Genomic DNA, 25,896 nt, shown 5'->3' with positions numbered 1-25,896 from the left:
GCTTTCCTGGCTGTTGGCTTTCCTGTTTGTGGTCTTATCAGCTATGGGCACGGCCGCTGACCCTGGAAAGGTCAGCAGCGCCGATCATGCCTGCACGGGGTCCGAGAGCAGCGAGCTCAATCCTTGCCATCGGACGGAATCCACGCCCCGTCAAATTTCGGGCGAATGCCTCGCGGGCCGGTCCGGCAAGGAGGTCCCCTGCGTCGCACAATCCGCCGCCGATCACGAACATACCGGGATCCAGTGCCGCCGCCAGGTTGGCCAGCCCCAAGCCCAACCATTCACCTTGGTCCGCCAACAGTTCCCTTGACGTGGAGTCCCCGGCAAGCGCCAACGCGGTAACTGCAGCGCCGGTGATGCTCTCCTCCACACCTCCCGCCCGATCAAGAAGTGCACGGCCCTCAGGCGAGTTGGTTCGCACCAATTGGCGGGCCTCTCGGCCGAGGGCGTTGCCGGACGCGTACTGCTCCCAGCAGCCACGGTTGCCGCATTCGCAACGGTGCCCGCCGGGAAAAATGATCTGGTGGCCGAATTCGCCAGCCACACCGTAGCGGCCGCGTTCAACCCGTCCGTCCATCACCATTGCACCGCCGATGCCTGTGCCCAGCGTGATGCACACCAGGCGGCTCTCACCCTGGCCGGCGCCAAAGCGCCACTCCGCCCAGGCGGCCGCATCGGCGTCGTTCGTTAGCAATACCGGCCGCCTCAACAGATTCTGCAGGCTTTCCCTCAGGGGCTCGTTGCGCCAGGCAAGATGCGGGCTGAACAGGACCGTACCGCCGTCGAGGTCCATCCAACCTGCCGCGCCAATACCCACGGAGGCAATCCGGTGGTCCGCGCTGAGTTCGTCAACCAGTTCCACGATGGTCTGCTCCACGGCCCGGGGGTCGGCGCCGGGAGTGGACCTGCGCGCCTCAGCAAGGATCCTGCCCTCGGCGTCAACCACGCCGGCAGCTACCTTGGTGCCGCCGATATCAATGCCGATGGCCAGCCCACGCCGGCCTAAATGACTCCTGCGCCCAGCCCAAGGAACGTCCTTCCAGGCAGCGACTGGCGGCCGGGGCCGGGCACGGGAACTGGACCGTAGTGAAGGCATCCCAACATCCTATTCTGCCGGGCAGGGCAAGCAGACATCGCCAAGCGCTGGACAACGCCAAGTTGCTCGAAACGGACGGTCATCCGTAAAGTTACTCGCCAGTAGGTTAAATAGGACACACCTCCGCGAGTGGACATACTAGAGTGAAAGCAGCCTCTCGCGGCCCATGGATATCAAAGGAGCTACCGTGCGTGAATTCAGTGTTCCGCCTCTTGTTAATGTTGCCCCTGAAACCAACATCACGGACCTCGTGGTCCGGGAAGCCGCCAAGCCTTCAAATCCGGCCCTGTTCGCCAAGCTGGACAGCAATGCACAATGGCAGGACATCCGGGCCACGGACTTCCTTGCCGACGTCAAGGCCTTGGCCAAGGGCCTTATCGCCAGTGGAGTGGGCGCCGGCGACCGCGTCGGCATTATGTCCCGGACCCGTTATGAATGGTCGCTGGTGGACTTTGCCATCTGGTTCGCAGGAGCCGTTTCTGTCCCGATTTATGAGACCTCTTCCCCATCGCAGGTGGCTTGGAACCTGGGCGACTCCGGTGCTGTGGCCGCCTTCGGTGAAGCCGCCCACCACGAGGACATCATCCGGCAAGCTGTCGCGGCCGAAGACATTCAGTCAGTGGCCAACGTCTGGCAGCTTGAGGGTGCCGGCCTTGATGCCCTTCGCGCCGCCGGCACCAGTGTCACCGATGAGGAACTCGAGACGCGCCGGTCCGCTGCGGGCCTGACGGACCTGGCCACCATCATCTACACCTCCGGAACTACAGGCCGGCCCAAGGGCTGCGAGCTGACCCACGGAAACTTCGTGGAACTCTCCGAGAATGCCCGTGCGGCGCTGGGCGAAATCATCAACGAATCGGCCAAGACCATCATGTTCCTTCCGCTGGCGCACGTCTTTGCGCGCTTCATCTCCGTGCTGGCCGTTGCAGGGGGCGTCAAAGTTGCCCACACTCCGGATATCAAGCATCTGCTGGCCGATCTGCACAGCTTCCAGCCAACGTTCATCCTTGCTGTGCCGCGTGTCTTCGAGAAGGTCTACAACTCGGCACTGACCAAAGCCGAGGACAGCGGCAAGGGTGCCATCTTCCACCGTGCAGTGGACACGGCGATCGCGTACTCCAAGGCGCGCCAGGCCGGCTCCCTGGGCTTGGGCTTGAAGCTCAAGCATGCAGTATTCGACAAACTCGTCTACGGAAAGCTCCGCGACGCCATGGGCGGACATGTGGCACACGCTGTCTCCGGTGGCGGCCCCCTGGGAGAACGCCTGGGCCACTTCTTCCAGGGCATAGGCCTGCAGATCCTGGAGGGATACGGCCTGACGGAAACCACGGCGCCCATTTCCGTCAACACACCCTCGATGATCAGGATCGGCACCGTGGGCGCCCCGCTTCCGGGCAACGCCGTCAAGATTGCAGACGACGGCGAAATTCTCGCCAAAGGCGTCTGCGTCATGCGTGGCTACTACAAGCGCGAAGACCTCACCGAGGAAACCTTTGCCGACGGGTGGTTCCGCACCGGGGACATCGGTGAACTGGATAGCAATGGCTTCCTCAAGATCACCGGGCGCAAGAAGGAAATCATCGTTACGGCCGGTGGAAAGAACGTGGTTCCTGCGCTGCTGGAAGACCAGATCCGCGCAGACGCCTTGGTTTCCCAGGTCCTGGTAGTGGGCGATAACCGTCCGTTCATCGGCGCTTTGGTGACCTTGGATGAGGAGGCGTTGCCGGGATGGCTGGAACGCCACGGACTTCCATCCGGTACCTCCTTGGGTGAAGCTGCCGGGAACCCGGTAGTAAGGGCTGCCGTCCAGGACCTCATCAGCAAAGCCAACCAGTCTGTCTCCCAAGCGGAGGCGATCAAGTCCTTCCGGATAGTCCCCGCAGACTTCACGGAGGCCTCAGGCCACCTGACTCCGTCGCTGAAGGTCAAGCGCGCGCAGGTCATGAAGGACTTTGACGCCGTGATCGAAGAGATGTATTCGGCGCCACGGGCGCAGTAGGCACGACGCCACGGCAAACAAAAAACCCCTTCCGGAATTCCTCCGGAAGGGGTTTTTCGTTGGTGGATCGTTAGCCGATCACCAGCAGCAAATCGCCGCCCTGGACCTGCTCCACCGAGGAGATCGCAATGCGGGAGACCGTGCCGGCCACCGGCGTCGTGATGGATGCTTCCATCTTCATTGCCTCAATGGTGGCAACGGTATCGCCGGCGTTGACGACGTCGCCCGCTTTGACCGTGACCGTGACGGCTCCAGCGAACGGGGCTGCGACCTGGCCGGGCTGTGCTGGGTCGGCCTTCTCCGCCGCCTTGACGTTGCTCACTACGGAACGGTCACGGACAACCACCGGACGCGACTGGCCGTTGAGCGTACACATCACTGTACGCATGCCCTTCTCGTCAGCCTCGGACACGGCCTCAAGCTGGGCGATAAGCCGTACACCCTTCTCCAGCTCGATGACGTGCTCTGAACCCTGCTGGAAACCGTAGAGGTAATCACGGGTGTCCAGCACGGAGATATTGCCGTAGGTCTCCACGCTCTTGAGGTAGTCCTTGGTAGGACCTGCGAAGAGCAACCGGTTCAGGGTGTGCTGGCGGGTCTTCGAATCACCCTTCAGCGCGGCGCTGTCCTCTGAACTGATCTCAACGTCGCGGACCTTGATGCTGCGGCCTTGGAGGGCCTTGGTACGGAACGGCTCGGGCCAGCCTCCGGGAGGATCTCCAAGTTCGCCCGAAAGGAAGCCGATGACGGAGTCCGGGATGTCGTAGTTCTGCGGGTTCTCGTTGAAGTCCGCAGGGTCAGCGTTCAGGCCGACAAGGTGCAGTGCGAGATCTCCCACCACCTTGGAGGACGGAGTCACCTTGACCAATCGGCCCAGGATGCGGTCTGCCGCCGTGTACATGTCCTCGATGGCTTCGAACTGCTCCCCCAACCCCAGGGCGATGGCCTGCTGGCGAAGGTTGGACAGCTGGCCACCAGGGATTTCGTGCTGGTAGACACGGCCTGTGGGACCGGGCAGCCCAGACTCGAACGGCGCGTAAACGCGTCGAACCGCTTCCCAGTACGGCTCCAGAGCACCGACGTTGGCGAGGCTCATCCCGGTGTCGCGCGGTGTATTGGCCAACGCTGCAACGAGAGCGGATGCGGCAGGCTGGCTGGTAGTGCCTGCCAGTGAAGCAGAAGCGACGTCCACGGCGTCGACTCCAGCATCCACGGCTGCCAGGAGTGTTGCGAGCTGGCCACCGGCGGTGTCGTGCGTGTGCAGGTGCACCGGGAGATCGAAGCGCTCACGCAAAGCCGAGACGAGCTTGGCGGCCGCAGCGGGACGCAGGAGGCCTGCCATGTCCTTGATGGCGAGGATGTGGGCACCGGCGTCGACGATCTTCTGGGCAAGGTCCAGGTAGTAGTCGAGGGTGTACAGGTCCTCGTTCGGGTCAAGGAGGTTGCCGGTGTAGCAAAGTGCGACCTCTGCCACGGCAGTCCCTGTAGCACGCACAGCCCGGATCGCCGGGGCCATCTGGTTGACGTCATTGAGGGCGTCGAAGATGCGGAAGATGTCAATGCCGGTAGCCGCTGCTTCGTTAACGAAGGCCTCGGTCACCTCTTCCGGGTATGGCGTGTAGCCAACAGTGTTGCGTCCGCGGAGCAGCATCTGGATACAGGTGTTCGGCAGCGCCTGGCGCAGAGCAGCCAAGCGGTCCCATGGATCTTCGCCAAGGAAGCGGAGCGCGACGTCGTACGTTGCACCACCCCAGGCCTCCACCGAAAGCAGCTCCGGCAGCAACGCTGTGACGGCCGGACCGGCAGCCACGAGGTCGCGGGTACGGACACGGGTAGCCAGCAAGGACTGGTGGGCGTCACGGAACGTGGTGTCCGTAACGGCGACTGCCTGCTGCTCGCGCAGCGCTTTCGCAAAGCCCTCAGGACCGAGCTCCAGCAGTTTCTGGCGCGAACCTGACGTGGGAACCGGGCCATCGATCACGGGTAGCTTGCTGGCGGGGTCGGAGTGGACCTTGAGTTCACCATTCGGCTTGTTCACGGTGACCTCGGCCAACCAGGTGAGCAGCTTGGTTCCACGGTCGGCAGAGATGTGCGACTTGAGCAGTTCAGGGCGCTTGTCGATGAAGTCCGTGGCCACGTTCCCGGCGTTGAAATCCGGATCGGCCAGCACGGCCTGCAGGAACGGAATGTTGGTGGACACGCCACGGATCCGGAATTCCGCCAGGCCGCGCCGCGCACGGGCAACCGCAGCGGGGTAATCGCGTCCGCGGCAGGTCAGCTTGACGAGCATGGAGTCGAAGTGCGGGCTGATCTCGGCACCTGAGTAGACGGTACCGCCGTCGAGACGCACGCCTGCGCCACCTGCGGAACGGTAGCCGGTGATCTTTCCGACGTCCGGGCGGAAGCCGTTGGCCGGGTCCTCCGTGGTGATGCGGCACTGCAGCGCGGCACCCTTGATGGATACTGTCTCCTGGCTCAGGCCAAGGTCCGCGAGGGTCTCACCCGAGGCAATACGCATCTGCGCCTGCACGAGGTCCACATCCGTGATTTCTTCGGTCACAGTGTGCTCAACCTGGATGCGGGGGTTCATTTCGATGAAAACGTGCTGGCCGGCGCGCTCACCCTCGGTGTCCACCAGGAACTCAACCGTTCCGGCGTTCACATAGTTCAGGGCCTTGGCGAAGGCTACGGCGTCACGGTAGAGCGCCTGGCGGATGTTTTCATCCAGGTTGGGCGCTGGCGCGATTTCCACTACCTTCTGGTGGCGGCGCTGCAAGGAACAGTCACGTTCGAACAGGTGCATGACGTTACCTTCGGCGTCCGCCAGGATCTGCACTTCGATGTGGCGCGGGCGCAGTACCGCCTGCTCGAGGAACATCGTGGGATCGCCAAACGCGGCATCGGCCTCGCGCATGGCGGACTGCAAGGCCTCAGGGAGGGCTTCGCGGGTCTCCACGCGGCGCATGCCACGTCCACCACCACCGGCAACGGCCTTGGCGAAGATCGGGAAGCCGATTTCGTCGGCTGCCGCGATCAGTTCGTCGAGGTCCTTTGAGGGCTTGCTCGACTTCAGCACGGGGACACCGGCCTTGCGGGCAGCTTCCAGGGCAGCAACCTTGTTGCCTGCGAGCTCCAGGACCTCGGCAGGCGGGCCCACGAAGGTGATTCCCGCGGCCTTGGCCGCACGGGCCAGGTCCGGGTTTTCCGAGAGGAAGCCGTAGCCGGGGTAGATGGCGTCGGCGCCGGCTTCCTTGGCGACGCGGACAACCTCCTCGACGTCCAGGTAGGCGCGGACAGGGTGGCCCACCTCGCCGATCAGGTAAGCTTCGTCGGCCTTCTGCCGGTGGATCGAGTTGCGATCCTCGTGCGGAAAGACGGCTACGGTCTTGGCGCCCAGTTCATAACCAGCGCGAAACGCCCTGATCGCGATTTCGCCGCGATTGGCCACCAGAATTTTCGAAAACATACTTCTCCTGCATCATTGCGGGTGGATCGGTCGGTGGTCACAGTGTGTAGTGCCGCCAGCATCAAACACAAATCTTTGTGGCAACCATCACAATGGAATCGTCATCTGGGCTGTATATGCGTGCGCGCGACTCCCCATCGTGCTAATGCCCTCAGCATCCCCCGGCGTCCGGGCGCGTAGAAAGCGGGAATCCACGGCCCCGCCCCATATGATGTTGGAGGGGCTTCGGCAAGCCCCGGCTCCGGCGTTCCCGGAGCTGAAAACAGCGCGATACGGCAACCGGCGTTAGGTTTTGGGTTTTCAAGTGCAAGTAGTCAGCATCAGCAGCCTCAAAGGCGGAGTGGGAAAGACGTCCGTGACCACCGGTCTGGCGTCCGCGGCCCTCGCGGCCGGCATTCCAACCCTCGTGGTGGACCTCGATCCCCATGCCGACGCTACGACGGCACTCGGCGTCCAGCGAGGCGAGCAGTTGGACATTGGCCGCATGCTCAAGAGTCCCCGGAAAGCCAAACTCCCCGAGAACGTCGCCAGCAGCAGCTGGGTCACCAACGGTTCCAGCGGCGGCAAGCTTGACGTTGCTGTCGGATCCGCGTTCACGGGCATCTATGATCGCCCGGACCTCGGCAGACGCGACCTTCGCAGGCTCTCCGCCGTTCTTGCAGGCACCACCAACTACGAACTGATCCTTGTGGACTGCCCTCCTTCGCTGAATGGGCTCACGCGCATGGCATGGAGCGCGAGCGACCGCGTGGTACTTGTGGCCGAGCCCGGTCTGTTCTCCGTGGCCGGTACCGAACGAACCATGCGCGCCATCCAGTTGTTCCGGCAGGAATTTGCTCCGCACCTGGCGCCGGCGGGAATCGTCGCCAACCGCGTTCGCACCGGGTCAGCCGAGCACATCTTCCGGCTGTCCGAGATGGAGTCCATGTTCGGTGAGTTGCTCCTGACCCCGCACATTCCAGAGCAAGCGAATTGGCAGCAGATCCAAGGCGCAGCGCATTCCGTTCACCACTGGCCAGGCGATTCCGCCAAAAACTCCGCAAAACTTTTCGACGCACTCTTGCAGAGCCTGCTTCAGGGCCAAACCGGCTCGCGGAATCGGCAGCAGCGCTAACCCGCAACGCACCAGCCATACAACGGAAGAAGCCGCACCCTGTATCGAGGGGCGGCTTCTTCCGTTGCTAAGAGATCCAGTTGGGCGCTTTTAGCCAATACGGCGCGCAACCCGCCGCTTGCTCAATTCGTCGTCCGGAAAGGACTGCTCGGCGGCGTGCTCGCTCGGAAGCGCGGCAAGGCTTCCCTCGACTTCCCGCCATACACGTCCCACCGCTATGCCAAAGACACCCTGTCCGCCTTGCACGAGGTCGATGACTTCGTCGGCAGAGGTACATTCGTAGACACTGGCGCCATCGCTCATCAGCGTAATCTGCGCAAGGTCTTCAACGCCACGCTCGCGAAGATGCTCAACGGCGGTGCGGATCTGCTGGAGGGAAACACCGGTATCAAGCAGGCGCTTGACCACCTTGAGCACCAGAATGTCGCGGAATCCATAGAGACGTTGCGAGCCGGAACCCGCAGCACCACGGACGGCCGGCTCGACCAAGCCGGTGCGTGCCCAATAGTCCAGCTGACGGTACGTGATACCTGCAGCTTTGCAGGCAGTCGGCCCGCGGTAGCCCGCGTCCTCGTCCAGCACGGGAAGGTCCTCTGTGAAGAGCAAACCTTGGGCGCCGGATGCGGGCGCAGCAATGCCGGTCGAGGCCTGCTTCAGCTCGCCTGCTTCGCCTTTCGGACTCACGTGACCTCCTTGTTCTCAGTTCCCTTGGGGACGGTGCGTACCACTGATCACAACGCCGAAATTCAGCCGTGTAATTCCCACAAGTCGGCACCTTCCAGTGTGACTTGCGCGGGCAGTGTATGCAACGGGAACTTGATACCTTCGACGTTAGGCCCGGGAGGGCCCTAGGTCAAAGACCCCGGGCGCAAAATCCGGTCGTGTCGAAAGTTTCACCCTCAACTTTAGGCTTAGGGTGATTCAGCCTTCGAAATCCTCAGGTTCCACGTCGTCCAGGAACTCGCGGAAACGCCGCATCTCACGTTCTTCGTCCACACTGGGATCCGGCTCTGAATCTTCGCCTTCATCATGCTCGGTGATCCGTACACCGGCTTCCTCCATGACTGCATCCGCGCACCAAATGCGGCATTTGGCCCGCAATGCAAGGGCCAACGCATCAGAAGCGCGCGAACTGACTACCGTGCCGTCATCGAATTGCAACTGCCCATAGAAGATGTTGTCTTCAACCGCCACGATGTTAACGCTGATGATTGAATGCCCCAGGGACTCCACGACGTCAATCAGGAGATCGTGGGTCATGGGTCGCGGTGGGACAACACCTTGCTGGGCCAGGGCGATGGCACTGGCTTCAGGTGTTCCAATCCAGATGGGGACATGCCGCTCCCCCTTGATTTCGCGAAGGAGGACCAACGGCTGGTTGGACGGCAGTTCTATCCGGACGCCGACAATTTCAACTTCGATCATCAGGTGTCCATCCGGGAGATACGGTCGTGGACGAGCGCCCTGTGCAGTGTCAGGCACAGTTCGCTGATTTCACGCGCTGCCTCGGCAGCCCGTGCTTGGGAGGCTGCGTCGCGCCTGGATGTCAGGGGCGCAACCGCTCTTTCCACCAAGCCGAACTCGCGCTCGGCTGCAGCCTGGAACGGCCGGAGATGGCGAGGCTCCAAACCGTGACCCTCCAACTGGACGCAAGCACGCGCAACCTGGAGGGCGTGTTCGTCGAACTTGCCGCCAACGTGGCTGATCAGCCCGAAGCTCAGGAGTGACTCCAGCAAGGGCACGCTTGCACCTGATTCGGTCCGGAGTTGCTCTTCGGTCAGGGCGCGCGCACGGCCTTGGATTTCCGCAGCCATCTCCGCCGAAACCACCCGGGGTGACACCGTGACACCCGGAGGAAGGTTCTCAGGCCGCTCGCCGCGATCAATCGCGTCCAGGTAATCCTTGATGACTTTCAGCGGCAAGTACTGGTCGCGCTGAAGGGCAAGGACAAAACGGAGCCGCTCAACATCACTGTCCGCGTACTGCCTGTACCCGGCAGGGGTCCGCTTAGGATTAATGAGGCCCTTTTCCTCAAGAAAGCGGATTTTGGACGCGGTCATCCCCGGGAAGTCGTCGCTCAATTGCGCCAGGACTTCCCCGATGTTCAGGACCTGCGGTCCGCGACGTTCCGGCTGGGCCATTGCCACAGGCAGGTACCCCGGGGTCAGACTTGGCCCGCCGGGCGGCCAGGGCTCAAGTAGTAGGTCAGCCGGAACTTGCCGATCTGGACCTCATTGCCACTCTTCAACTGCACCCGATCCACGCGGTCGTGGTTCACGTAGGTTCCGTTGAGGCTGCCCATATCCACGAGTTCGAAGCCCGTTGGGGTTCGGAGAAACTCCACGTGCTTGCGGGACACCGTGACATCATCCAGGAAGATGTCGGCGTCGGGGTGCCGGCCGGCCGTCGTGGTATCAGCGTCCAGGAGGAACCGGGCTCCAGCGTTTGGTCCGCTGTGCGCAATGAGCAAGGCGGAGTCCGGTGGCAGGGCGTCAACGGACGCACGCTCTTCGGGTGCAAGCCTGGGTGCAACGCTGGGCTCGTCCCACGTTGGCGTGATGCTGATCGAGGTGGTCTCCGACGTGGGTTGCTCTTCCGCGCCCTTCCCGACATTGGCTTGATTCTGTTCGCCGCCAACCATGGAATTTCCTCCTCATCCGCCGGCAGTTCCAAACCCTGCCAAGCACGTCCGCCTCCCGGTACCGCCGGGCAAATCGGTTGCTGGCCCGCCTTCCCGCGTCCTTGGCTAAAAGAATGCAGCCGGGCGGGCCAGATAACTTTAGCCTACCTGTTGTTCGTACTCCGATGCACTGAGCAGGGAATCCACTGCATCGGCTTCTGCCAGCTTTACTTCAAAAAGCCAACCATCGCCATAAGGATCAGAGTTGATCAGTGCCGGATCCTGGTCCAAAGAGTCATTCCGATTAATGACTTCTCCGCTGACAGGAGCATAGATATCACTGACGCTCTTGGTGGATTCAACCTCGCCAACAACTTCATTCCCGGTGATCTTGGTCCCGGGTTCGGGCATCTGGGCGTAGACAACGTCACCCAGGGCGTCCTGCGCGAAGTCGGTAATACCAATCCGCACCACGCCATCGGCGTCAGGGGCAGAAACCCACTCGTGCTCTGCGGTGTAGGAAAGATCGGCTGGAATATTGCTCATGGGTCGCCTTTCATCGGGACATTTACGGATCTCGACGGCGGCCCGGGCATCCGGCCACCGCTGAAAGTATAGGCACAATTCCCCTGCGCCTGATGAGGTCTCTGCCATGATTGACCCATGACTGAACAAGCACAAGTACCGGCTCGGAAAAAACGCAATTGGGGCGTCAAAATTATTCTGATCCTGGTGGCATTGCTTGTCGCTGTGGCAGCCTACTTCATCCTTGGGGCCATTCTGCCGCGTTGGTGGTCCGACGTCGTGGCGGGGCAGATCCGGCGGGACCTCGGCGCGAGCGTACTGGTGGGCATGTTCTACGGCTTCGTCTTTACCTTCATTCCCCTCGCGGTGGCGTGGCAGGCAACCCACAAGGCTGTCTCCTGGCCTTGGAAGATCGTCATCCTGCTGGCGGCCGTCGCCATCGCCACGCCCAACCTGCTGACGGCAGGCATTGTGTTCGGTTCCACCGAATCTGCGCACGCCGGCCAGCGCACCTTGAGCGTGGACGCCGGATTCTTCACCACCTGGACCGCGATCTCGGCGGTAGCGGCTGCGGTGGTTTTTGTGGTGGTCACCGTTCTTTGGGCCCTGTGGCGCCAGCGGGGCAAGCAGATGAGGGCGTTGAAGCAGGCAGAGAGCGAACGAACCAGGGCTGCGAAGAGGGCTGAGCAGGAAGCCCGTGACAGCACGCCCAAGCCATAACCGGGCCAGAGACGTTGAAGAGCCCGCCGTGGAACGGTTGAACCGTTCCACGGCGGGCTCTTCACTTTCCCGGGTGGGACGTCAGGTGACGGCCGCCCCTTGAGGTTCGCGTTCGACGTCGGGCGTGGCCTTTGTTGCGGTACCTTCCTGGCGCTTGGCTGCTGCGGCGGCAGCAAGCATGACCAGCAACGCCGCCACAGTAATCGCGGCTCCGGCCCAGATGGGCGAGGTGTAGCCCAGACCAGCCGAAATGGTGACCCCTCCGAGCCAGGCACCCAGCGCATTGCCAAGGTTGAAGGCGCCAATGTTGGCACCGGATGCCAGCGTGGGCGCGGAGGAGGCAAAGTGCATCACGCGCATCTGCAGACCGGGGACTGTAGCGAAACCGAAGCCGCCCATGAGGGCCAGCGAGACCAAAGTAGCGATGCTGCTGGACGCGGTGAGGGCGAAGAACCCCAGGACCAGCACCAATCCGGCGAGGATAATGACGAGCGATCCGTCCAGGTTTTTGTCGGCCGCCTTCCCGCCCAGGAAGTTGCCGACGAAGAGTCCGCCACCGAAGAGCACCATCAACCACGGGACGGCGCCTGGCTCAAACCCGGAGACTTCAGTAAGCGTGAAGGCGATGTACGTGAAAGCGCCGAACATGCCGCCAAAGCCCAAAATCGTCACCAGGAGGGACAGCCAGACCTGGCCGGATTTGAAGGCACCAAGTTCGCTACGGAGGCCCTTGGTTGACTCCGCACTCCCCTTCGGCACCATCAACGCGATACCAAGCAGTGCCACCACGCCGATTCCGGTGATGGCCCAGAACGTTGAACGCCAGCCCAGGTTCTGGCCCAGGAGCGTGCCGAAAGGAACGCCAAGGACGTTGGCAGCAGTAAGTCCAGTGAACATGATGGCAATGGCGCCGGCCTTTTTGTGCGCAGGAACCAGGCTGGCTGCCACCACCGAGCCGATTCCGAAGAACGCACCATGGCACAACGCGGCAATGATGCGGCCCACAAGCATTGCCGCGTACGAGTCGGCGATAGCGGAGAGGAAGTTGCCGAGGATGAACAGCACAAGCAGTCCAACAAGGACGGGTTTACGCGGAAGCCTGGTAACGGCGGCAGTAACCAGAAGGGCGCCGACTGTCACGCTTAGCGCATAGCCGGAAATGAACCAGCCTGCCGAGGCCTCGCTCACTTGGAAATCTGCCGCTACTTCCGGCAAGAGGCCCATGATGACGAACTCGGTTAATCCGATGCCAAATCCGCCAAGGGCGAGGGCTATCAACCCTGCGGGCATGTGGAACTCCTTAAATGGGTGGCTCCCAAAAGCAAAGTGGATGTGCGCCTCTGGAAACCCGTAGAATAATAGTTGCAGACGCTGTGTATATAGTTGCACACGCTAGATAATTGCGCAAGCAACTACTTTCGGTCGGCTGCACTGATACGCAAACCAAGGCAGGAGCACAACAGGCATGGGCATCAAGGATGACGCCGTAGAAGTACGGGCACAGGGATGGCGCACCCTCGCTGCCCTGCATGGAAGCATCGAGGCAGAACTCGAGAAAGCACTCCAGGCTTCCACCGAGCTGTCGGTGGTGGAATACACGGTCCTTGACGCCCTGAGCCGCCAGGACGGATGGCACATGCGCATGCAGCAACTTGCCCGGGCCACGGCTCTTTCCAGCAGCGCAACCACCCGCCTGGTCAATCGCCTGGAGGACCGGGGGCTGCTGACGCGGATCCTCTGCGCGGACGATCGGCGCGGGATCTATACCGAGCTCACAATCGCCGGCCAAAAGCTGCTTGAGGCAGCAAAGCCTGTCCACGATGAGACCCTGGCGTCGGCTCTGGAAGCCGCTGAGCAGGTTCCCGAACTCGAACCCCTGGTACGCGCGCTGGGGGCGCTGCAGAAGGCCTGAGTTTCGACGTCGGGGTTGTCTAGTCCCGCCCTTGTTCGCTCTCCTCACCGCACAACGGCGAGAGGAGCGAACAAGAGCGGGCTTTGCCGCCACCCACGCAGATTCGGACTTACGACCAAAGGCCGGAACCCCGCGTTTCCGCGTGGTTCCGGCCTTTATGGTCGGGCTGACAGGATTTGAACCTGCGACCCCTTGACCCCCAGTCAAGTGCGCTACCAAGCTGCGCTACAGCCCGCTGGTTCCACCGTTCTCCGCCCAGGTTTTCCTCCGAAGAGTCCCACCTAAGCAGTCCGGCCGAACCACCTCCAAAAGCTTACACGAAGTTGGAGGGTGCCAATGCCATCAGAGCCAAAGTCGACTGTGATGCCCGTCTCATTTAGCGCTTCTTGCCGCGCTTCTCGCGGACGCGCATGTTGACCTCGATGGGCGTGCCCTCGAAGCCGAACGTTTCGCGCAAGCGACGCGTGATGAAGCGGCGGTATCCAGGATCCAGGAACCCGGTGGTGAACAGGACGAATTTCGGCGGGCGGCTGGAAGCCTGGGTGCCGAAGAGGATGCGCGGCTGCTTGCCACCGCGAACCGGGTGCGGGTGGGCAGCAACCAGTTCACCAAGGAATGCATTCAGGCGGCCAGTGGGGATACGGCGGTCCCAGCTTTCCAGCGCAGTATCCAAAGCAGGAACCAAGCGGTCTTTGTGCCAGCCGGTCTTCGCGGAAATGTTGACTCGCGGAGCCCACTCAACGTGGGCCAGGTCCTGCTCGATTTCACGCTCGAGGTAGCGGCGGCGTTCGTCGTCCAGCAGGTCCCACTTGTTGAAGGCGAGTACCAGCGCACGGCCGGACTCAATGGCCAACTGCAGGATGCGGACATCCTGTTCGCTGAGGACCTCGTCCACGGCGAGGAGCACGACGGCGACCTCCGCCTTTTCGAGCGCGGCCTGCGTACGCAGTGACGCATAGAAATCGGCGCCCTGTGCCATGTGCTGGCGGCGGCGGATACCTGCGGTGTCCACGAAACGCCACGTGCGGTCGCCAAGTTCGATGAATTCGTCAACCGGGTCACGGGTGGTGCCGGCCAGCGGATCCACGACTACGCGCTCGGAACCCGCCAGCTTGTTCAGCAGCGAGGACTTGCCGACGTTCGGGCGGCCGATCAGAGCGATACGGCGGGGTCCACCGGAACGTTCCACGCCCTCCACCAGGGAGAACTCAGGCAGGGTGTCCATGACGTGGTCCAGGAGGTCGGCTACGCCGCGGCCATGGAGGGCGGACACCGGGTAGGGCTGGCCGAAACCAAGGCCCCACAACGCAGCGGAGTCAGCTTCCTGTGCGAAGTCATCCACCTTGTTGGCCACCATGATGACCGGCTTCTTGCTCTTGCGCAGCATCTTCATGACGCCTTCATCCGTCGCAGTCGCGCCAACGGCGGAGTCCACGACGAAGAGAACAGCGTCCGCAAGCTCAACAGCCATCTCGGCCTGCTCGGCAACACGGGCGTGGATGCCTTTGGCATCGTGTTCCCATCCGCCGGTGTCTACCAACGTGAAGTTACGGCCATTCCAACGTGCGGAGTACATAACGCGGTCGCGGGTAACACCGGGGGTGTCCTCAACCACAGCCTCGCGGCGGCCCAGGATGCGGTTGACCAAGGTTGACTTGCCCACGTTCGGACGGCCAATGATGGCAAGCACCGGATCCAGCTTGAGGGGACCTTCGTCGCCTTCATCGCCGTATTCGCCGCTGAGCAGCGCGGTATCTTCTTCGTCGAGGTCGTAATCGTCCAGGCCGGCCCGGAGGGTGGCCGCACGGAGTTCGGCCTCGTCATCGTCCAGGGCAGCCAGGTTTTCAGCCACCTGGTCGGTGCCGGTGGGCGTGTATTCGTCGTCGCCGGCTCCGTGGAGGCCGGATTTTTGAGTCGTATCGCTCATTGCACGTTCCTTAATGGTGGTCTGCCGGCGTCCCGGCTACTTCTGTTTGGCGGTGCTGCGGTGTGGATGGTCCGGACGGAGGTTCCTGGGGAAGGCCCTGCCCTGTAGTCCTGACTGCATCCTGGACGTGTCCGGCCAGTGCATCGCGGATTGCCGCAGCCGCCCTGTCCATTGAAACACGCCCCGGTTCGCCCTTCCGGCGCTGCACCGTGAGGGGTTCGCCGAAGCTGACATACAGCCTGCGGCGGGGTTTGGGAATATGGTCGCGATGCTCATCGCCCTTGCGGGTTCCGAGGATCGCGACTGGTATGACGGTGGCCCCGGAGTTGATGGCCAGCCAGGCGACACCATTGCTGATGCTGTCAGCGGAGCCGCTCCCCCGGGTCCCTTCGGGCAGGATCCCAACGCAACGTCCGGCGTCGAGCAATTGCTTGCCCACGTGCAGTGCGCTGCGGTCACCGCTTCGGTCCACGGGAATCTGCCCTGATCCCTTGAGGACGCGGCCCAGGAATCCACGGAACATCTCTTTCTTGACCAGGATGTGCATTGGACGCGGCGAGGCGCCGAACATCACCGGACCGTCCAGGAAGCTGATGTGGTTGCCCGCAAAGATCACGGGTCCAGCGGCGGGTATGTTGCTCTTGCCCGCCACGACCGTCCGGTAGATGACATGATCCAGGATCCAGCCAACGGGACGGCTCCAGATGCGTGTCCACTTGGCTGGAAGGCGGAGCGCAGGAAGCTGGTTCTTAGTCGCCATAGATGACCTTGCTAACGATCGCGAGGGCTGTTTCCACTGTTTCCTCAAAGTCCAGATCAGAGGAATCGAGCGTCACAACGCCGTCGGCCGCTTGGGTGAAGTTCACCACCGTGGAGTCCTTGGCATCGCGCTGTGTCACCTGCGCGGCAAGCTGTTCCTTGCTTTGCGTACCGCCCAACTGAATACCACGACGCCGGAGCCTGGCCTCTTCGCTTGCGGTCAGGAGCATGCGGACCTCGGCGTTGGGGGCAACCACTGTGGTGATGTCGCGTCCCTCCACCACCATCCGATGATGGTGCTGGTCGATGAGCTGGCGCTGGCGGCGGATCAGCTCCGTGCGGGCACCCAACGTAGTAGCTACGGCGCTCACGGAGGACGAAATCAAGGGATCACGGATTTCATCGGTAATGTCCGTGCCGTCTACTGCCACATACTCGGTAGCGGTGCTGGTGCTGATTTCCAGCGGCATGACTTTGGAGGCCTGCTCCACCGCAGCGCCGTCTTGGAGGTCGAGCCCTGTTTTGAGGCAGTACCACGTCAGTGCGCGGTACATCGCACCGGTATCCAGGTACGCCAGCTTCAAGCGCCGGGCAACTTCCTTGCTGACGCTGGACTTGCCCGACCCTGAGGGGCCATCGATCGCGATCACGAGCGGCTTGCCGGGGCGGGCAACTGTCTCCGGCCCAAAGAATTCACGCGTCATTACTGGAGTACCCGCCATCCACGGTCGGTCAAGGCTTCAACAAGGAGGTCGTGCTTGCTCGGCAGGACTGAGAGCTCCACCATGCCCACGTTCTGGCCCGACGAATGATCGAGCCGGAGGTCTTCGACGTTCACGCCGATCTCGCCAATTTCGGTCAGGAGCTGCGCGATCTGGCCAGGCTTGTCATCCACGAGGATCGTAAGCCAGGAATACGCTTGTGGAGGCCCGCCGTGCTTGCCCGGAATCCGGGCCTGCCCGGCGTTGCCTTCGCTGATGAGCTGGGCGAGATCCAACCGCGCTCCGGGTGCACTCGGCGCTTCCAAAGTCCCGATCAAGCGATTCAGGTCCTCACGAACACCGTGCAGGATGGAAACAACCTTTTCCGCGTTGCCACCCAGGATCTGCACCCAAAGGGTAGGATCACTGGCAGCGATGCGGGTGGTGTCCCGCAACCCGTTCCCGGCCAAGGACAGCGCATGCAGGGGTGTCCCCTGCAAGCGGCTCGCCAGAAGCGAAGACATGATCTGCGGCAGATGCGAGACCAAAGCCACCGCTTCATCGTGCTCATCAGCGGTGAACTGGGAGACGATTGCCCCCAGGTCCCCCGCCAGCGAACGTGCCGTCTGCAGTGCGTCGGTGTCGGTTTCCTCCGTTGGGCAAACCACCCACGGCATGGACGTGAAAAGCTCGCCCCTGGCTGCAACCGGCCCGGACTTTTCCCGTCCGGCCATCGGATGGGTCCCCACGTACCTGGCCAGGTCCACGCCGCGCTCCCGCAATTGGGATTGGATAGTGGCCTTGACGCTGGCAATGTCAACCACAACGGCGGACGGGTAGTCCGCCAGAGCTTTCTCCACGACGTCGGCCGTCACGTCAGGCGGTGCAGCGACAACAACCAACTGAGGTTGCTCGTCAAGCTCCGCCAAGGGCCGGCCGGCACCAATGTCCACCGCGACCGCCTGGTTCGTCGGCGAGGGGTCGAAAAGGAAAACGGGAACGCCGCGTCCGCGCAGGCCAAGGCCAATGCTGGCTCCAAGCAAGCCTGTACCAAGAACCACGACCGGGCCATCAAGATGGCCGCGGCCGTGCGAGCGGAATGCCGACATGCCCTAGAGCCCCACAGATGCCAGAAGGTGACCGACTTCCTGCCTGCCGAGGTTGCGGATGCTTCCTTGGCGCTGGTCTCCCAGGCCAATGGGACCGATCTTGACACGGACAAGACGCTCTACCGGGAAACCAACAGCATCGAACATACGGCGAACGATGCGGTTCTTGCCGGAGTGCAGGACAACCTCAATGAGCACGTGGCCAGGGGTGGAGTCAACAAGGCGGAAGGAATCCACTGTTGCCAGACCGTCTTCAAGCTCGACGCCGGACTTCAGCTGCGCGCCGACGCCCTGCGGGAAGGGGCCGCGAACCTGAACCAGGTACGTCTTGGGCACCTCATAGGAAGGGTGGGTCAGGCGGTTGGCGAGTTCGCCGTCGTTGGTCAACAACAGCAGCCCTTCGGTGCCGACATCCAAACGCCCGACGTGGAAGAGCCGCTCACCCTTGGCATTCTTCAGGAAGTCGCTGATGCACGGACGGCCCTCGGGGTCCTCCATGGTGGAAACAACGCCCTTGGGCTTGTTGAAGACCATGTAGACGAGGGTTTCGTCCAGCTGGATGCGGATACCGTCAACGTGAATCACGGCGGTTTTGGGGTCAACCCGCATGCCAAGCTCGGTGGTGACCACACCATCTACCTCGACGCGGCCTTCGAGGATCATTTCCTCACACACGCGACGTGAGGCCACGCCGGCCTGCGCCATGACCTTTTGCAGGCGTACGCCGTCCACATCGTGGAGGTCCGACTGCGGGACTTCCTGGCGCGGACCGCGGTTGCGGGCAGGCTTGCGAATGGGGCCCAGGTTCTGGCCGAAGCGTTCGCTGCCGAAAGCCTTGGAGCCGTACTGCCTGGCGGGCTTCGCCTTGGGCTTCAACGCACCGGGTGTTCCGGGAGCCTTGCCGTAACCGGGCTTGTTGGAGCCGGGCTTGCGGAAGGGCTTGGCAGGCCTGGCGGTCTGGCCGCGATCGTAATCGCCAGCCGTTGTGGGGTTATCGGGATCGAAAGGGGCCGCTTCCCGTGGCTTTGAAGCCTTGAACGGGCGGCCCTCGCCCTGAGTGAAGTTGCGCTTTCCAGCGCCGGCACTGCCGCCGCGGCCGGAGAAGCCGCCGGCATTCGAGCGGCCTGTGCCGCCCCTTGCCTCATTGCGTCCAGAACTGTTGCGTCCCGAACTGTTACGTGGTGAACCCTGGCGTCCCGCCTGTGTCATGACCCGTCCTTGTGTAGTAATGGCCGGCAATTAGTGCTGCAATCAACACTAGCCAGCCGGGCAGACATCGTCTGCCCCTTGTTGCCGTGGCACCGTCCATGCGGTGCCGTGAATCAGTATGTAGTTATCGTGCGGTGCCGGGCTTACATCCGGCTGGCGTCGTAGTACTCGTCGATTCCTTCCAAACCCGGAAGGTGCGGCGAGAGCTGGGGCAGTTCCGCCACCGAGCCGATCCCCATCCGTTCCAGGAAGTAGGAGGTTGTCCTATACAGGACAGCCCCTGATTCGGGATCGTTCCCGGAGTCTTCGATCAGACCACGCTGGGTTAGAGTCCGGACCACAGAATCGACGTTGACGCCTCGAATTGCGGACACCCGGGCCCTGGAGACCGGTTGCCTGTAGGCAATGACCGCCAGTGTTTCAAGCGCTGCCTGAGTGAGCCTGGTGGTCTGCCCTTCGAGGACGAACCTGCCCACGATGTCCGCAAAATCAGACCGTGAATAGATCCGCCACCCACCGGCGACGTTCCGCAATTCAAAACCCCGGGGGGCAGAGCTGGCAACGGCAAAGCCGACAGCATCCACGTCCGGGGCTTTAACAGTATAGCCGCTATACTCCTGCTGCAGGTCCTGCAGCAAATCCTCGACGACGGCGACCGTTACGTTCAATCCCGCAGCCAACTCTTCCGAGGTGGCTGGCTCGTCGATGACCATGAGCACAGCTTCCAAGGCTGCCCGTGCCCCGCCAGGCAAAGTTTCAAGCTCAGCAAGGCCGGCTGCGGCTATATCCTGCTCAGTCACTGCCTGTCCCTTCAGTCGTTTCCTCGTACTCTTCGCTCAAGTTCGAGCTGTCCCAGTCAGCCACATCCCCTGTCCATCGCACTGTCAGTTCTGCCAACGGACCTGCCTGTTCGAATGCCACAACCCTGTCCCGGAACATCTCCAGCAAGGCCAGGAAGCGGGCCACGACAACCAGGGTCGTCTCGGCGTCGGCTATCAGCGCTCGGAAGGAGAGCGGGGCTCCACGTTGAAGCCGGTCGCCGATGATCCCGGCTTGCTCCTTGACGCTCACCGGTGGCGCGTGGAGATGGTCCAATCCCACCTCTGCGGGCGCCGCGTCTTTTGGTTTCAGTGCCTTGGCGGCAAGCTCCGCAAATTGTTCGGGGGTGTGCCGCCACACCAGTTCCGGCAGCAGCGCCGCGAAATGGCCTTCCAACGCCACCTGGCGCGGGTATCTCCGGTCTTCCTGTTCGAGCGTTTCACTGATGAGACCTGCTACATGCTTGAACGCCTTGTACTGGAGCAGGCGGGCGAACAGCAGATCCCGGGCTTCCAGGAGGGCAATATCTTCTTCGTCCTCTACTTCGCCAGCGGGAAGGAGCCGGGCAGCTTTGAGGTCCAGGAGCGTGGCGGCAATCACCAGGAATTCGCTGGCCTCGTCCAGCGCCCAGTCCTCCCCCAGTTCCTGGAGGCGGCGGATGTACTTAATGAACTCATCGGTGACAGTGGCCAGCGCCACCTCGGTAATGTCCAGCTTGTGCTTGGATATCAGGCCCAGCAGGAGGTCGAACGGCCCGGTGAAGTTTGCGAGCCGAACCTCAAAGCCCGCCTTACGGGCGTCGGAGGTGCCGGCGTCGGACGTTTTTTCCGGACTTGCCGCCTCGGCGAGTGACGGTCCCACGTGTTCGCTACGGCGCGCCGCCGCGCGAGATAAGTTCCTTTGCGAGGCGGCGGTAGGCGTCTGCACCAATGTGGTTGCCGGCATAGCTCGTAATAGGCTCCGCGGCCACGGTGGCGTCCGCGAACTTAATGGAACGCTTGATGACGGTCTCGAAAACTTTGTCACCGAAGGCCTCCACGAGGCGCGAGATGACTTCGCGGCTGTGCAGGGTGCGGGCGTCGTACATAGTGGCGAGGACGCCGTCCACCTGCAGGCGCGGATTCAAACGGTCCTGCACTTTCTCGATGGTTTCCACGAGGAGTGCTACTGCGCGAAGTGCGAAGAACTCGCAGATCAACGGAATGATGACGCCGTGGGCGGCGGTCAGTGCGTTGACAGTCAGCAGGCCGAGCGATGGCTGGCAGTCGATCAGCACGACGTCGTAGTCATCTTCAACCCTCTTGAGCGCGCGGTCCAGGACTTGCTCGCGGGCGACTTCGTTGACCAGCTGCACTTCAGCAGCGGAGAGGTCGATGTTTGCGGGCAGAAGGTCCACGCCTTCCACACCGGTCTGCTGGATGGCATCCCGGATGTCCACTTTGCGGTCCATGAGGACGTTGTAAACGGTGAGATCGAGTTCGTGCGGATTGGCGCCTAGCCCTGCAGAAAGAGCGCCCTGGGGATCGAAGTCCACCAAGAGCACGCGCCGGCCATATTCCGCGAGCGCCGCGGCAAGGTTGATGGTGGACGTGGTTTTGCCCACCCCGCCCTTCTGATTCACCATGGCGATGACCCTTGCAGGGCCGTGGGAGGCAAGCGGAGCCGGTTCCGGGAATTCGCGGTGAGGACGGCCCGTAGGCCCCATGATGGCGTCTTCCAGATCGAGCTCGGTGTCTCCCAGCGTAGCCGTTCCCCGTTCGCTGCTCACGTATCTAACCACTCTTTCGACGACGATCTTCCCTGCCGCTGTTCCCCTGGATACAGCGCTGCTACCCACCTAGGCTACAGCGCCCGACACGGCATTTTGGGGAACTTGACTTTCGTTGCTCTTTGAGCCTTTACCCTCTAGTTGAGGTCGAAGGTTAGTGGGTTGAGCCGTATTTCCCCCGGCGAACTGCAGAGGACCGGCACCCTGCCTGGGTGCCGGTCCTCGTTGCTTTGTATTGCGTGAAGCTGATCCTGCTAGATGGTTGCCTTGGGGCGGTGTTCAGCTTCCGGAGCAGGCTCAGCCTCTGCGCCGTGGGCGATCATGGTCGTCTCGTCGAACGGTTCGCTGCCGGAGAGAACGCGCTCCACCTGGTCGTTGTCGATTTCCTTGACCCAGGTGCCGATCAGGACGGTGGCAACGGCGTTGCCGGTGAAGTTCGTCAGTGCACGGGCTTCTGACATGAAGCGGTCGATGCCAACGATCATGCCCACGCCGCCCAGGAGCTCGGGCCTGTGTGCCTGCAGGCCAGCGGCAAGGGTTGCAAGGCCAGCTCCGGTGACGCCTGCGGCGCCCTTGGAAGCGATGATCATGAACACCAGCAGCGAGATCTGGGCACCCAGGTCCAGCGGCGTACCCATGGCGTTGGCGACGAACAAGGAGGCCATGGTGAGGTAGATGGCCGTGCCGTCAAGGTTGAAGGAATAGCCGGTGGGTACTGTCACGCCAACAACCGGCTTGGAGACACCCAGGTGTTCCATCTTGGCGATGAGACGGGGCAGGGCTGCCTCGGAGGAGGACGTGGAGAAGATGAGGAGGTATTCCCGCGCCAGGTACTTCATCAGCTTGAAGATGTTGACGCCGGCCACCGCACGGAGCAGGGAGCCAAGGATGACCACGATGAACACTGCGCAGGTGATGTAGAAAGCCACCATCAGCGTGAACATGCCGAGGATTGCCTGGAAGCCAGTGGCACCAACGACGGCGGCGATCGCACCGAAAGCGCCGACGGGAGCCAGCCACATGATCATGATGAGGATCCGGAACACAAGGCGCTGTCCGTGGCCGATTGCGGTAAGGATCGGGGTGCCCTGCTTACCCATCTTCTGGAGCGCGAAGCCCACCAGGATGGCTGCGAGGAGGGTGGGCAGGACGGGAATGTCGCTGGGGATGATGCCCATAAGGAAGTCCACGGTGCTGTCCGTGGCCGCCTTCTTGTTGGGATCGTACGGAGTCAGCTTCAGGCCTTCGCCCGGGTGGATGAGGTTGCCGACAACGAGGCCGATAGCCAATGCGAAGGTCGACATGGCCACGAAGTAGCCAAGTGCGAGTCCGCCGACCTTGCCGACGGTGGCAGCTTTGGCGATGGAACCGATGCCAAGGACGATGGTGCAGAAGATGACCGGAGCGATCATCATCTTGATGAGCTTGATGAAGCCGTCCCCGAGCGGCTTCAGGGACTTTCCAACCTCAGGGAACAGCAGGCCGACCACGGCACCGAGCACCACGGCCAGGATGACCGCAATGTACAGGTAATGCGACTTGTCGAGCCCCCTGCGTCCACCGGTGGTGGCTACTGCCGACTCTCCTCGTTGAGAGGTCATGGGATTCTCCTTCTGGATACTGTGTAAGGCGCTGCGGTCCTGCACTTGTGTCCAATCCGCTGCCCTTGTGTGATATCCATCATTCAGCCATGGGTGACACACATCACCGTTGCGGTCATATTGGTCATGGGAGGCCTACTTGTTTCATCGCTGGAGCATCGCCCGCCGCTTGTTTGTGGCAAACCTGCTGTTCGTGCTGGTGCTGACAGCTGTCTTCGGCGCGTTCTCGGTACTGGAGGCGCGGGACAGGGCATACGAGGATGCGGGCAGCCGGATGCTTGCAATCGCAACGTCCATTGCCAACAACCCCCTGGTGTTGCAGGCGGCGGCAACTTCTGATCCATCGGCGATACTGCAGCCCTATGCGCTGGAGGTCATGAAGGACGCGGATGCGGATTTCATCACCATCATGGCTCCCGACCGAACGCGATGGACACATCCCCGTCCCGAAGAGCTGGGCAAGCCCTATATCGGCACGATCGAGCCTGCCCTTCGGGGCGAGGCTTTCACTGAAGTCACTGCCGGTACCTTGGGGCCCTCGGTCCGGACGATCGTGCCGGTGAAGGACTCCAGTGGAACCGTCAAGGCCTTGGTGGCGGCAGGCATCACCGTAAGAACAGTGGATACCGATGTCGCCGAAAGGCTGGGAGTGATTGGCGGCATCGCGCTGGTGGTGTTGTTCTTTGGCTCCATAGCCTCCTGGCTGCTCGGACGTTACCTGCGATCCGTGACGCGCGGCTGGGGCCCGGAACAGCTCGCGCAGCTCTTCGCCTACTACGAGTCAGTCCTGCACTCCGTCCGTGAAGGCGTGATCCTGATCGATACCCGGGGAAAAGCAGTGATGTACAACGATCAAGCCGCGGAGTTGCTGGGCCTGGAACCTTCCGAGGCCGACCGCTCCCCCGATGATGCTCCCAAGCTGTCCGATCTCCCCTTCGACGGGAGCCTGCGAGCGCTTTTCGAATCCGGCAGGCCAGCCCACGACGAAATCCATTTGACTGGTTCACGGATCCTGGTGGTAAACCAAGCCCCTGCCGTGGGCCCGGTTCCTGCCCGCAGCCGCCAAAAGCCATCGGTCTACGGCACCGTGGCCACCATTCGTGACCGCACTGAGATTGAGTCCTTGGGCACCGAGCTGGAAACCATGAAGACTCTCTCGGATGCGTTGCGGGCCCAGACCCACGAGCATGCCAATCGCCTGCATATGATCGTTTCCCTTCTTGAGTTGGGCCGCACGCCCCAAGCGCTCGAGTTCGCCACCAAGGACCTGGAGCTCAGCCAGCAGCTCACGGACGACATGCTTGCTTCGGTGGATGAACCGGTGATGAGTGCTTTGGTGATGGGCAAGGCCGCCGAAGCACATGAGCGCGGGGTGGAGCTGGTGGTTCGGACATCAGGGAGTTCGGGGGTCCGCGGTCTGGAAATCCAGGACCTCGTGACGATTCTGGGAAACCTCCTGGACAATGCCATTGATGCTGCAGCGTCCGGTGAGATGCCCCGAAAGGTGGAACTGGACGTTGAAGCCAGTGCGGCCGGTGTTGGATTTACCGTTCGGGATTCCGGGGCCGGGATCGATCCTGGTTCGATCGATGACGTGTTGCAGTACGGGTACAGCACCAAGTCCGCCCAGGACGATCCGCGGGGAGCCCATGGCCGTGGTGTCGGCCTTGCCTTGGTCCGGCAGGCGGTCCAGCGGCTGAACGGTACTATGACGATCAGCAATCCAGGCGGCGCCCAGTTCCATGTTGTGCTGCCCGCGCCCATCCCCGAGGAAGAGAAGGCATGACAGACATCCGCGTCCTGGTGGTCGAGGACGAGCCCATCGCCTCGGACGCCCACTCCATTTACGTGGGCCGGCTCCAAGGTTTCACGCTCGTGGGGACCGCCCCGGATGGTCAGTCTGCCCTGCGCATCCTTGGCGAGTTCGCTGCGTCCGGTTCGCCCGTGGACCTGGTCCTGCTTGATATGAACCTGCCGGACCTCCACGGGCTGGATGTTGCCCGACGCATGCGCTCTGCGGGAGTCTTCGCCGACATTATTGCCATCACAGCCGTCCGTGAACTGAACATCGTGCGCAGCGCCGTTTCCATCGGCGTCGTGCAGTATTTGATCAAGCCATTCACGTACGCAACCTTTGCCGACAAGCTGAACAGCTACCGCACTTTCCGTGATCAGTTGGCGGGTTCGGTGTCCGGCATCTCCAAGGCCGGAGCTTCGCAGAGCGATGTAGATCAGGCCTTCGCGAGTCTTCGGGCACCAACGGAGCTACCACTGCCGAAGGGTTTGTCCGGTTCCACGCTGGAGTCGGTCAAGGATTTGGTCCGCGCCCGGCAACAAGCCGTCTCCGCGAGTGAAGTCATGGATGCCCTGGGAATGTCGCGGGTCACGGCCCGCCGGTATCTGGAGTACCTGGCCGACGCCGGGACGGTCACCAGGGCGCCGCGCTACGGAACACCAGGCCGTCCGGAGAACGAGTACGGCTGGAACCGGGGCTAGCCTTCTGCCGAAGGAACGGCTCCCGCAGTAAGCTGGAGCCGAACCTGTGGAGAGC

The 25,896-nt window shown here is 62.3% G+C and carries 23 protein-coding genes and 1 tRNA gene; 6 read left to right on the top strand and 18 right to left on the bottom strand.

Annotated features, from left to right (window positions below):
* Positions 1-37: 37 nt before the first annotated feature.
* Positions 38-1,096 (bottom strand): ROK family protein, encoded by a 1,059-nt coding sequence (locus tag AC1DD7_RS21710; RefSeq protein ID WP_477516508.1) that lies wholly within the window; start codon positions 1,094-1,096, stop codon positions 38-40.
* 187 nt (positions 1,097-1,283) lie between these two features.
* Between AC1DD7_RS21710 and AC1DD7_RS21705 the strand changes: the two genes are divergently transcribed.
* Complete coding sequence (locus AC1DD7_RS21705; RefSeq protein WP_477516507.1) at positions 1,284-3,095, top strand: AMP-dependent synthetase/ligase; 1,812 nt, start codon at positions 1,284-1,286, stop codon at positions 3,093-3,095.
* Positions 3,096-3,165: 70 nt separating this feature from the next.
* Here the strand turns inward: AC1DD7_RS21705 and AC1DD7_RS21700 are convergent, their stop codons facing one another.
* The gene (locus tag AC1DD7_RS21700) at positions 3,166-6,561 is read right to left on the bottom strand and encodes a pyruvate carboxylase (protein WP_477516506.1); all 3,396 of its coding nucleotides are present in this window, start codon (positions 6,559-6,561) and stop codon (positions 3,166-3,168) included.
* A gap of 304 nt (positions 6,562-6,865) precedes the next feature.
* Between AC1DD7_RS21700 and AC1DD7_RS21695 the strand changes: the two genes are divergently transcribed.
* A complete protein-coding gene (locus AC1DD7_RS21695) occupies positions 6,866-7,675 on the top strand; it encodes a ParA family protein (RefSeq protein WP_477516505.1) in 810 nt (269 codons plus the stop codon).
* A 90-nt stretch (positions 7,676-7,765) separates the two neighbouring features.
* Here the strand turns inward: AC1DD7_RS21695 and AC1DD7_RS21690 are convergent, their stop codons facing one another.
* The 5 genes from AC1DD7_RS21690 to gcvH all read right to left on the bottom strand — a co-directional run bounded on the left by AC1DD7_RS21690 (position 7,766) and on the right by gcvH (position 10,841).
* Complete coding sequence (locus AC1DD7_RS21690; protein WP_275965381.1) at positions 7,766-8,359, bottom strand: MerR family transcriptional regulator; 594 nt, start codon at positions 8,357-8,359, stop codon at positions 7,766-7,768.
* A 237-nt stretch (positions 8,360-8,596) separates the two neighbouring features.
* Positions 8,597-9,100, bottom strand: a complete 504-nt coding sequence (locus tag AC1DD7_RS21685; RefSeq protein ID WP_216922920.1) for a bifunctional nuclease family protein — start codon at positions 9,098-9,100, stop codon at positions 8,597-8,599.
* A complete protein-coding gene (ftsR, locus tag AC1DD7_RS21680) occupies positions 9,100-9,816 on the bottom strand; it encodes a transcriptional regulator FtsR (protein ID WP_223936658.1) in 717 nt (238 codons plus the stop codon). Before ftsR ends, AC1DD7_RS21685 begins: the two co-directional genes overlap by 1 nt.
* A gap of 23 nt (positions 9,817-9,839) precedes the next feature.
* Complete coding sequence (locus AC1DD7_RS21675; protein ID WP_477516504.1) at positions 9,840-10,316, bottom strand: FHA domain-containing protein; 477 nt, start codon at positions 10,314-10,316, stop codon at positions 9,840-9,842.
* A 138-nt stretch (positions 10,317-10,454) separates the two neighbouring features.
* Positions 10,455-10,841, bottom strand: coding sequence for a glycine cleavage system protein GcvH (gene gcvH, locus AC1DD7_RS21670; RefSeq protein ID WP_216922914.1), 387 nt, complete (start codon positions 10,839-10,841; stop codon positions 10,455-10,457).
* Between the two features lie 117 nt (positions 10,842-10,958).
* Between gcvH and AC1DD7_RS21665 the strand changes: the two genes are divergently transcribed.
* Positions 10,959-11,540: a hypothetical protein gene (locus AC1DD7_RS21665; RefSeq protein WP_477516503.1), complete on the top strand. Its 582-nt coding sequence runs from the start codon at positions 10,959-10,961 to the stop codon at positions 11,538-11,540.
* A gap of 81 nt (positions 11,541-11,621) precedes the next feature.
* Here the strand turns inward: AC1DD7_RS21665 and AC1DD7_RS21660 are convergent, their stop codons facing one another.
* On the bottom strand, positions 11,622-12,830 hold the full coding sequence (locus AC1DD7_RS21660) for an MFS transporter (RefSeq protein ID WP_477516502.1): 1,209 nt from the start codon (positions 12,828-12,830) through the stop codon (positions 11,622-11,624).
* 175 nt (positions 12,831-13,005) lie between these two features.
* Between AC1DD7_RS21660 and AC1DD7_RS21655 the strand changes: the two genes are divergently transcribed.
* On the top strand, positions 13,006-13,452 hold the full coding sequence (locus AC1DD7_RS21655; RefSeq protein WP_477516501.1) for a MarR family winged helix-turn-helix transcriptional regulator: 447 nt from the start codon (positions 13,006-13,008) through the stop codon (positions 13,450-13,452).
* 158 nt (positions 13,453-13,610) lie between these two features.
* Here the strand turns inward: AC1DD7_RS21655 and AC1DD7_RS21650 are convergent.
* The 10 genes from AC1DD7_RS21650 to AC1DD7_RS21605 all read right to left on the bottom strand — a co-directional run bounded on the left by AC1DD7_RS21650 (position 13,611) and on the right by AC1DD7_RS21605 (position 23,345).
* Positions 13,611-13,687: transfer RNA gene (locus tag AC1DD7_RS21650), tRNA-Pro, on the bottom strand.
* A 141-nt stretch (positions 13,688-13,828) separates the two neighbouring features.
* A complete protein-coding gene (gene der, locus AC1DD7_RS21645) occupies positions 13,829-15,379 on the bottom strand; it encodes a ribosome biogenesis GTPase Der (RefSeq protein WP_477516500.1) in 1,551 nt (516 codons plus the stop codon).
* A 10-nt stretch (positions 15,380-15,389) separates the two neighbouring features.
* Entirely contained in the window at positions 15,390-16,139 is a 750-nt protein-coding gene (locus tag AC1DD7_RS21640) for a lysophospholipid acyltransferase family protein (RefSeq protein WP_477516499.1), read from the bottom strand.
* A complete protein-coding gene (gene cmk / locus AC1DD7_RS21635) occupies positions 16,129-16,842 on the bottom strand; it encodes a (d)CMP kinase (protein ID WP_216922906.1) in 714 nt (237 codons plus the stop codon). Before cmk ends, AC1DD7_RS21640 begins: the two co-directional genes overlap by 11 nt.
* Complete coding sequence (locus tag AC1DD7_RS21630) at positions 16,842-17,948, bottom strand: prephenate dehydrogenase (protein ID WP_431119607.1); 1,107 nt, start codon at positions 17,946-17,948, stop codon at positions 16,842-16,844. The genes cmk and AC1DD7_RS21630 overlap by 1 nt, the downstream gene beginning before the upstream one ends.
* Positions 17,949-17,951: 3 nt before the next feature.
* Positions 17,952-19,157, bottom strand: coding sequence for a pseudouridine synthase (locus tag AC1DD7_RS21625; protein WP_477516498.1), 1,206 nt, complete (start codon positions 19,155-19,157; stop codon positions 17,952-17,954).
* Between the two features lie 143 nt (positions 19,158-19,300).
* On the bottom strand, positions 19,301-19,957 hold the full coding sequence (scpB, locus tag AC1DD7_RS21620) for an SMC-Scp complex subunit ScpB (RefSeq protein ID WP_477516497.1): 657 nt from the start codon (positions 19,955-19,957) through the stop codon (positions 19,301-19,303).
* Entirely contained in the window at positions 19,950-20,837 is an 888-nt protein-coding gene (locus tag AC1DD7_RS21615) for a segregation and condensation protein A (RefSeq protein WP_477516496.1), read from the bottom strand. Before AC1DD7_RS21615 ends, scpB begins: the two co-directional genes overlap by 8 nt.
* A gap of 7 nt (positions 20,838-20,844) precedes the next feature.
* Positions 20,845-21,744, bottom strand: coding sequence for a ParA family protein (locus AC1DD7_RS21610; RefSeq protein WP_477516495.1), 900 nt, complete (start codon positions 21,742-21,744; stop codon positions 20,845-20,847).
* Between the two features lie 254 nt (positions 21,745-21,998).
* The gene (locus AC1DD7_RS21605) at positions 21,999-23,345 is read right to left on the bottom strand and encodes a cation:dicarboxylate symporter family transporter (RefSeq protein ID WP_477516494.1); all 1,347 of its coding nucleotides are present in this window, start codon (positions 23,343-23,345) and stop codon (positions 21,999-22,001) included.
* Positions 23,346-23,484: 139 nt separating this feature from the next.
* Here AC1DD7_RS21605 and AC1DD7_RS21600 point away from each other — a divergent pair, with 139 nt between their 5' ends.
* The gene (locus AC1DD7_RS21600; protein WP_477516493.1) at positions 23,485-25,131 is read left to right on the top strand and encodes a sensor histidine kinase; all 1,647 of its coding nucleotides are present in this window, start codon (positions 23,485-23,487) and stop codon (positions 25,129-25,131) included.
* Positions 25,128-25,841 (top strand): response regulator, encoded by a 714-nt coding sequence (locus AC1DD7_RS21595; RefSeq protein WP_477516492.1) that lies wholly within the window; start codon positions 25,128-25,130, stop codon positions 25,839-25,841. The genes AC1DD7_RS21600 and AC1DD7_RS21595 overlap by 4 nt, the downstream gene beginning before the upstream one ends.
* The last annotated feature ends 55 nt before the right edge of the window (positions 25,842-25,896 follow it).

Source organism: Paenarthrobacter sp. 10L412 (genome assembly GCF_056395565.1).
The sequence above is the reverse complement of the archived record's forward strand: the minus strand, read 5'-3'. Positions and strand labels throughout refer to the sequence as shown.

Coding starts and splice junctions, on each gene's coding strand:
- AC1DD7_RS21710 (WP_477516508.1), bottom strand. CDS start 1,096: ATGCCTTCACTACGGTCCAGTTCCCGTGCCCGGCCCCGGCCGCCAGTC.
- AC1DD7_RS21700 (WP_477516506.1), bottom strand. CDS start 6,561: ATGTTTTCGAAAATTCTGGTGGCCAATCGCGGCGAAATCGCGATCAGG.
- AC1DD7_RS21685 (WP_216922920.1), bottom strand. CDS start 9,100: ATGATCGAAGTTGAAATTGTCGGCGTCCGGATAGAACTGCCGTCCAAC.
- ftsR (WP_223936658.1), bottom strand. CDS start 9,816: ATGGCCCAGCCGGAACGTCGCGGACCGCAGGTCCTGAACATCGGGGAA.
- AC1DD7_RS21675 (WP_477516504.1), bottom strand. CDS start 10,316: ATGGTTGGCGGCGAACAGAATCAAGCCAATGTCGGGAAGGGCGCGGAA.
- gcvH (WP_216922914.1), bottom strand. CDS start 10,841: ATGAGCAATATTCCAGCCGATCTTTCCTACACCGCAGAGCACGAGTGG.
- AC1DD7_RS21665 (WP_477516503.1), top strand. CDS start 10,959: ATGACTGAACAAGCACAAGTACCGGCTCGGAAAAAACGCAATTGGGGC.
- AC1DD7_RS21660 (WP_477516502.1), bottom strand. CDS start 12,830: ATGCCCGCAGGGTTGATAGCCCTCGCCCTTGGCGGATTTGGCATCGGA.
- AC1DD7_RS21655 (WP_477516501.1), top strand. CDS start 13,006: ATGGGCATCAAGGATGACGCCGTAGAAGTACGGGCACAGGGATGGCGC.
- der (WP_477516500.1), bottom strand. CDS start 15,379: ATGAGCGATACGACTCAAAAATCCGGCCTCCACGGAGCCGGCGACGAC.
- AC1DD7_RS21640 (WP_477516499.1), bottom strand. CDS start 16,139: ATGGCGACTAAGAACCAGCTTCCTGCGCTCCGCCTTCCAGCCAAGTGG.
- cmk (WP_216922906.1), bottom strand. CDS start 16,842: ATGACGCGTGAATTCTTTGGGCCGGAGACAGTTGCCCGCCCCGGCAAG.
- AC1DD7_RS21630 (WP_431119607.1), bottom strand. CDS start 17,948: ATGTCGGCATTCCGCTCGCACGGCCGCGGCCATCTTGATGGCCCGGTC.
- AC1DD7_RS21625 (WP_477516498.1), bottom strand. CDS start 19,157: ATGACACAGGCGGGACGCCAGGGTTCACCACGTAACAGTTCGGGACGC.
- AC1DD7_RS21605 (WP_477516494.1), bottom strand. CDS start 23,345: ATGACCTCTCAACGAGGAGAGTCGGCAGTAGCCACCACCGGTGGACGC.
- AC1DD7_RS21595 (WP_477516492.1), top strand. CDS start 25,128: ATGACAGACATCCGCGTCCTGGTGGTCGAGGACGAGCCCATCGCCTCG.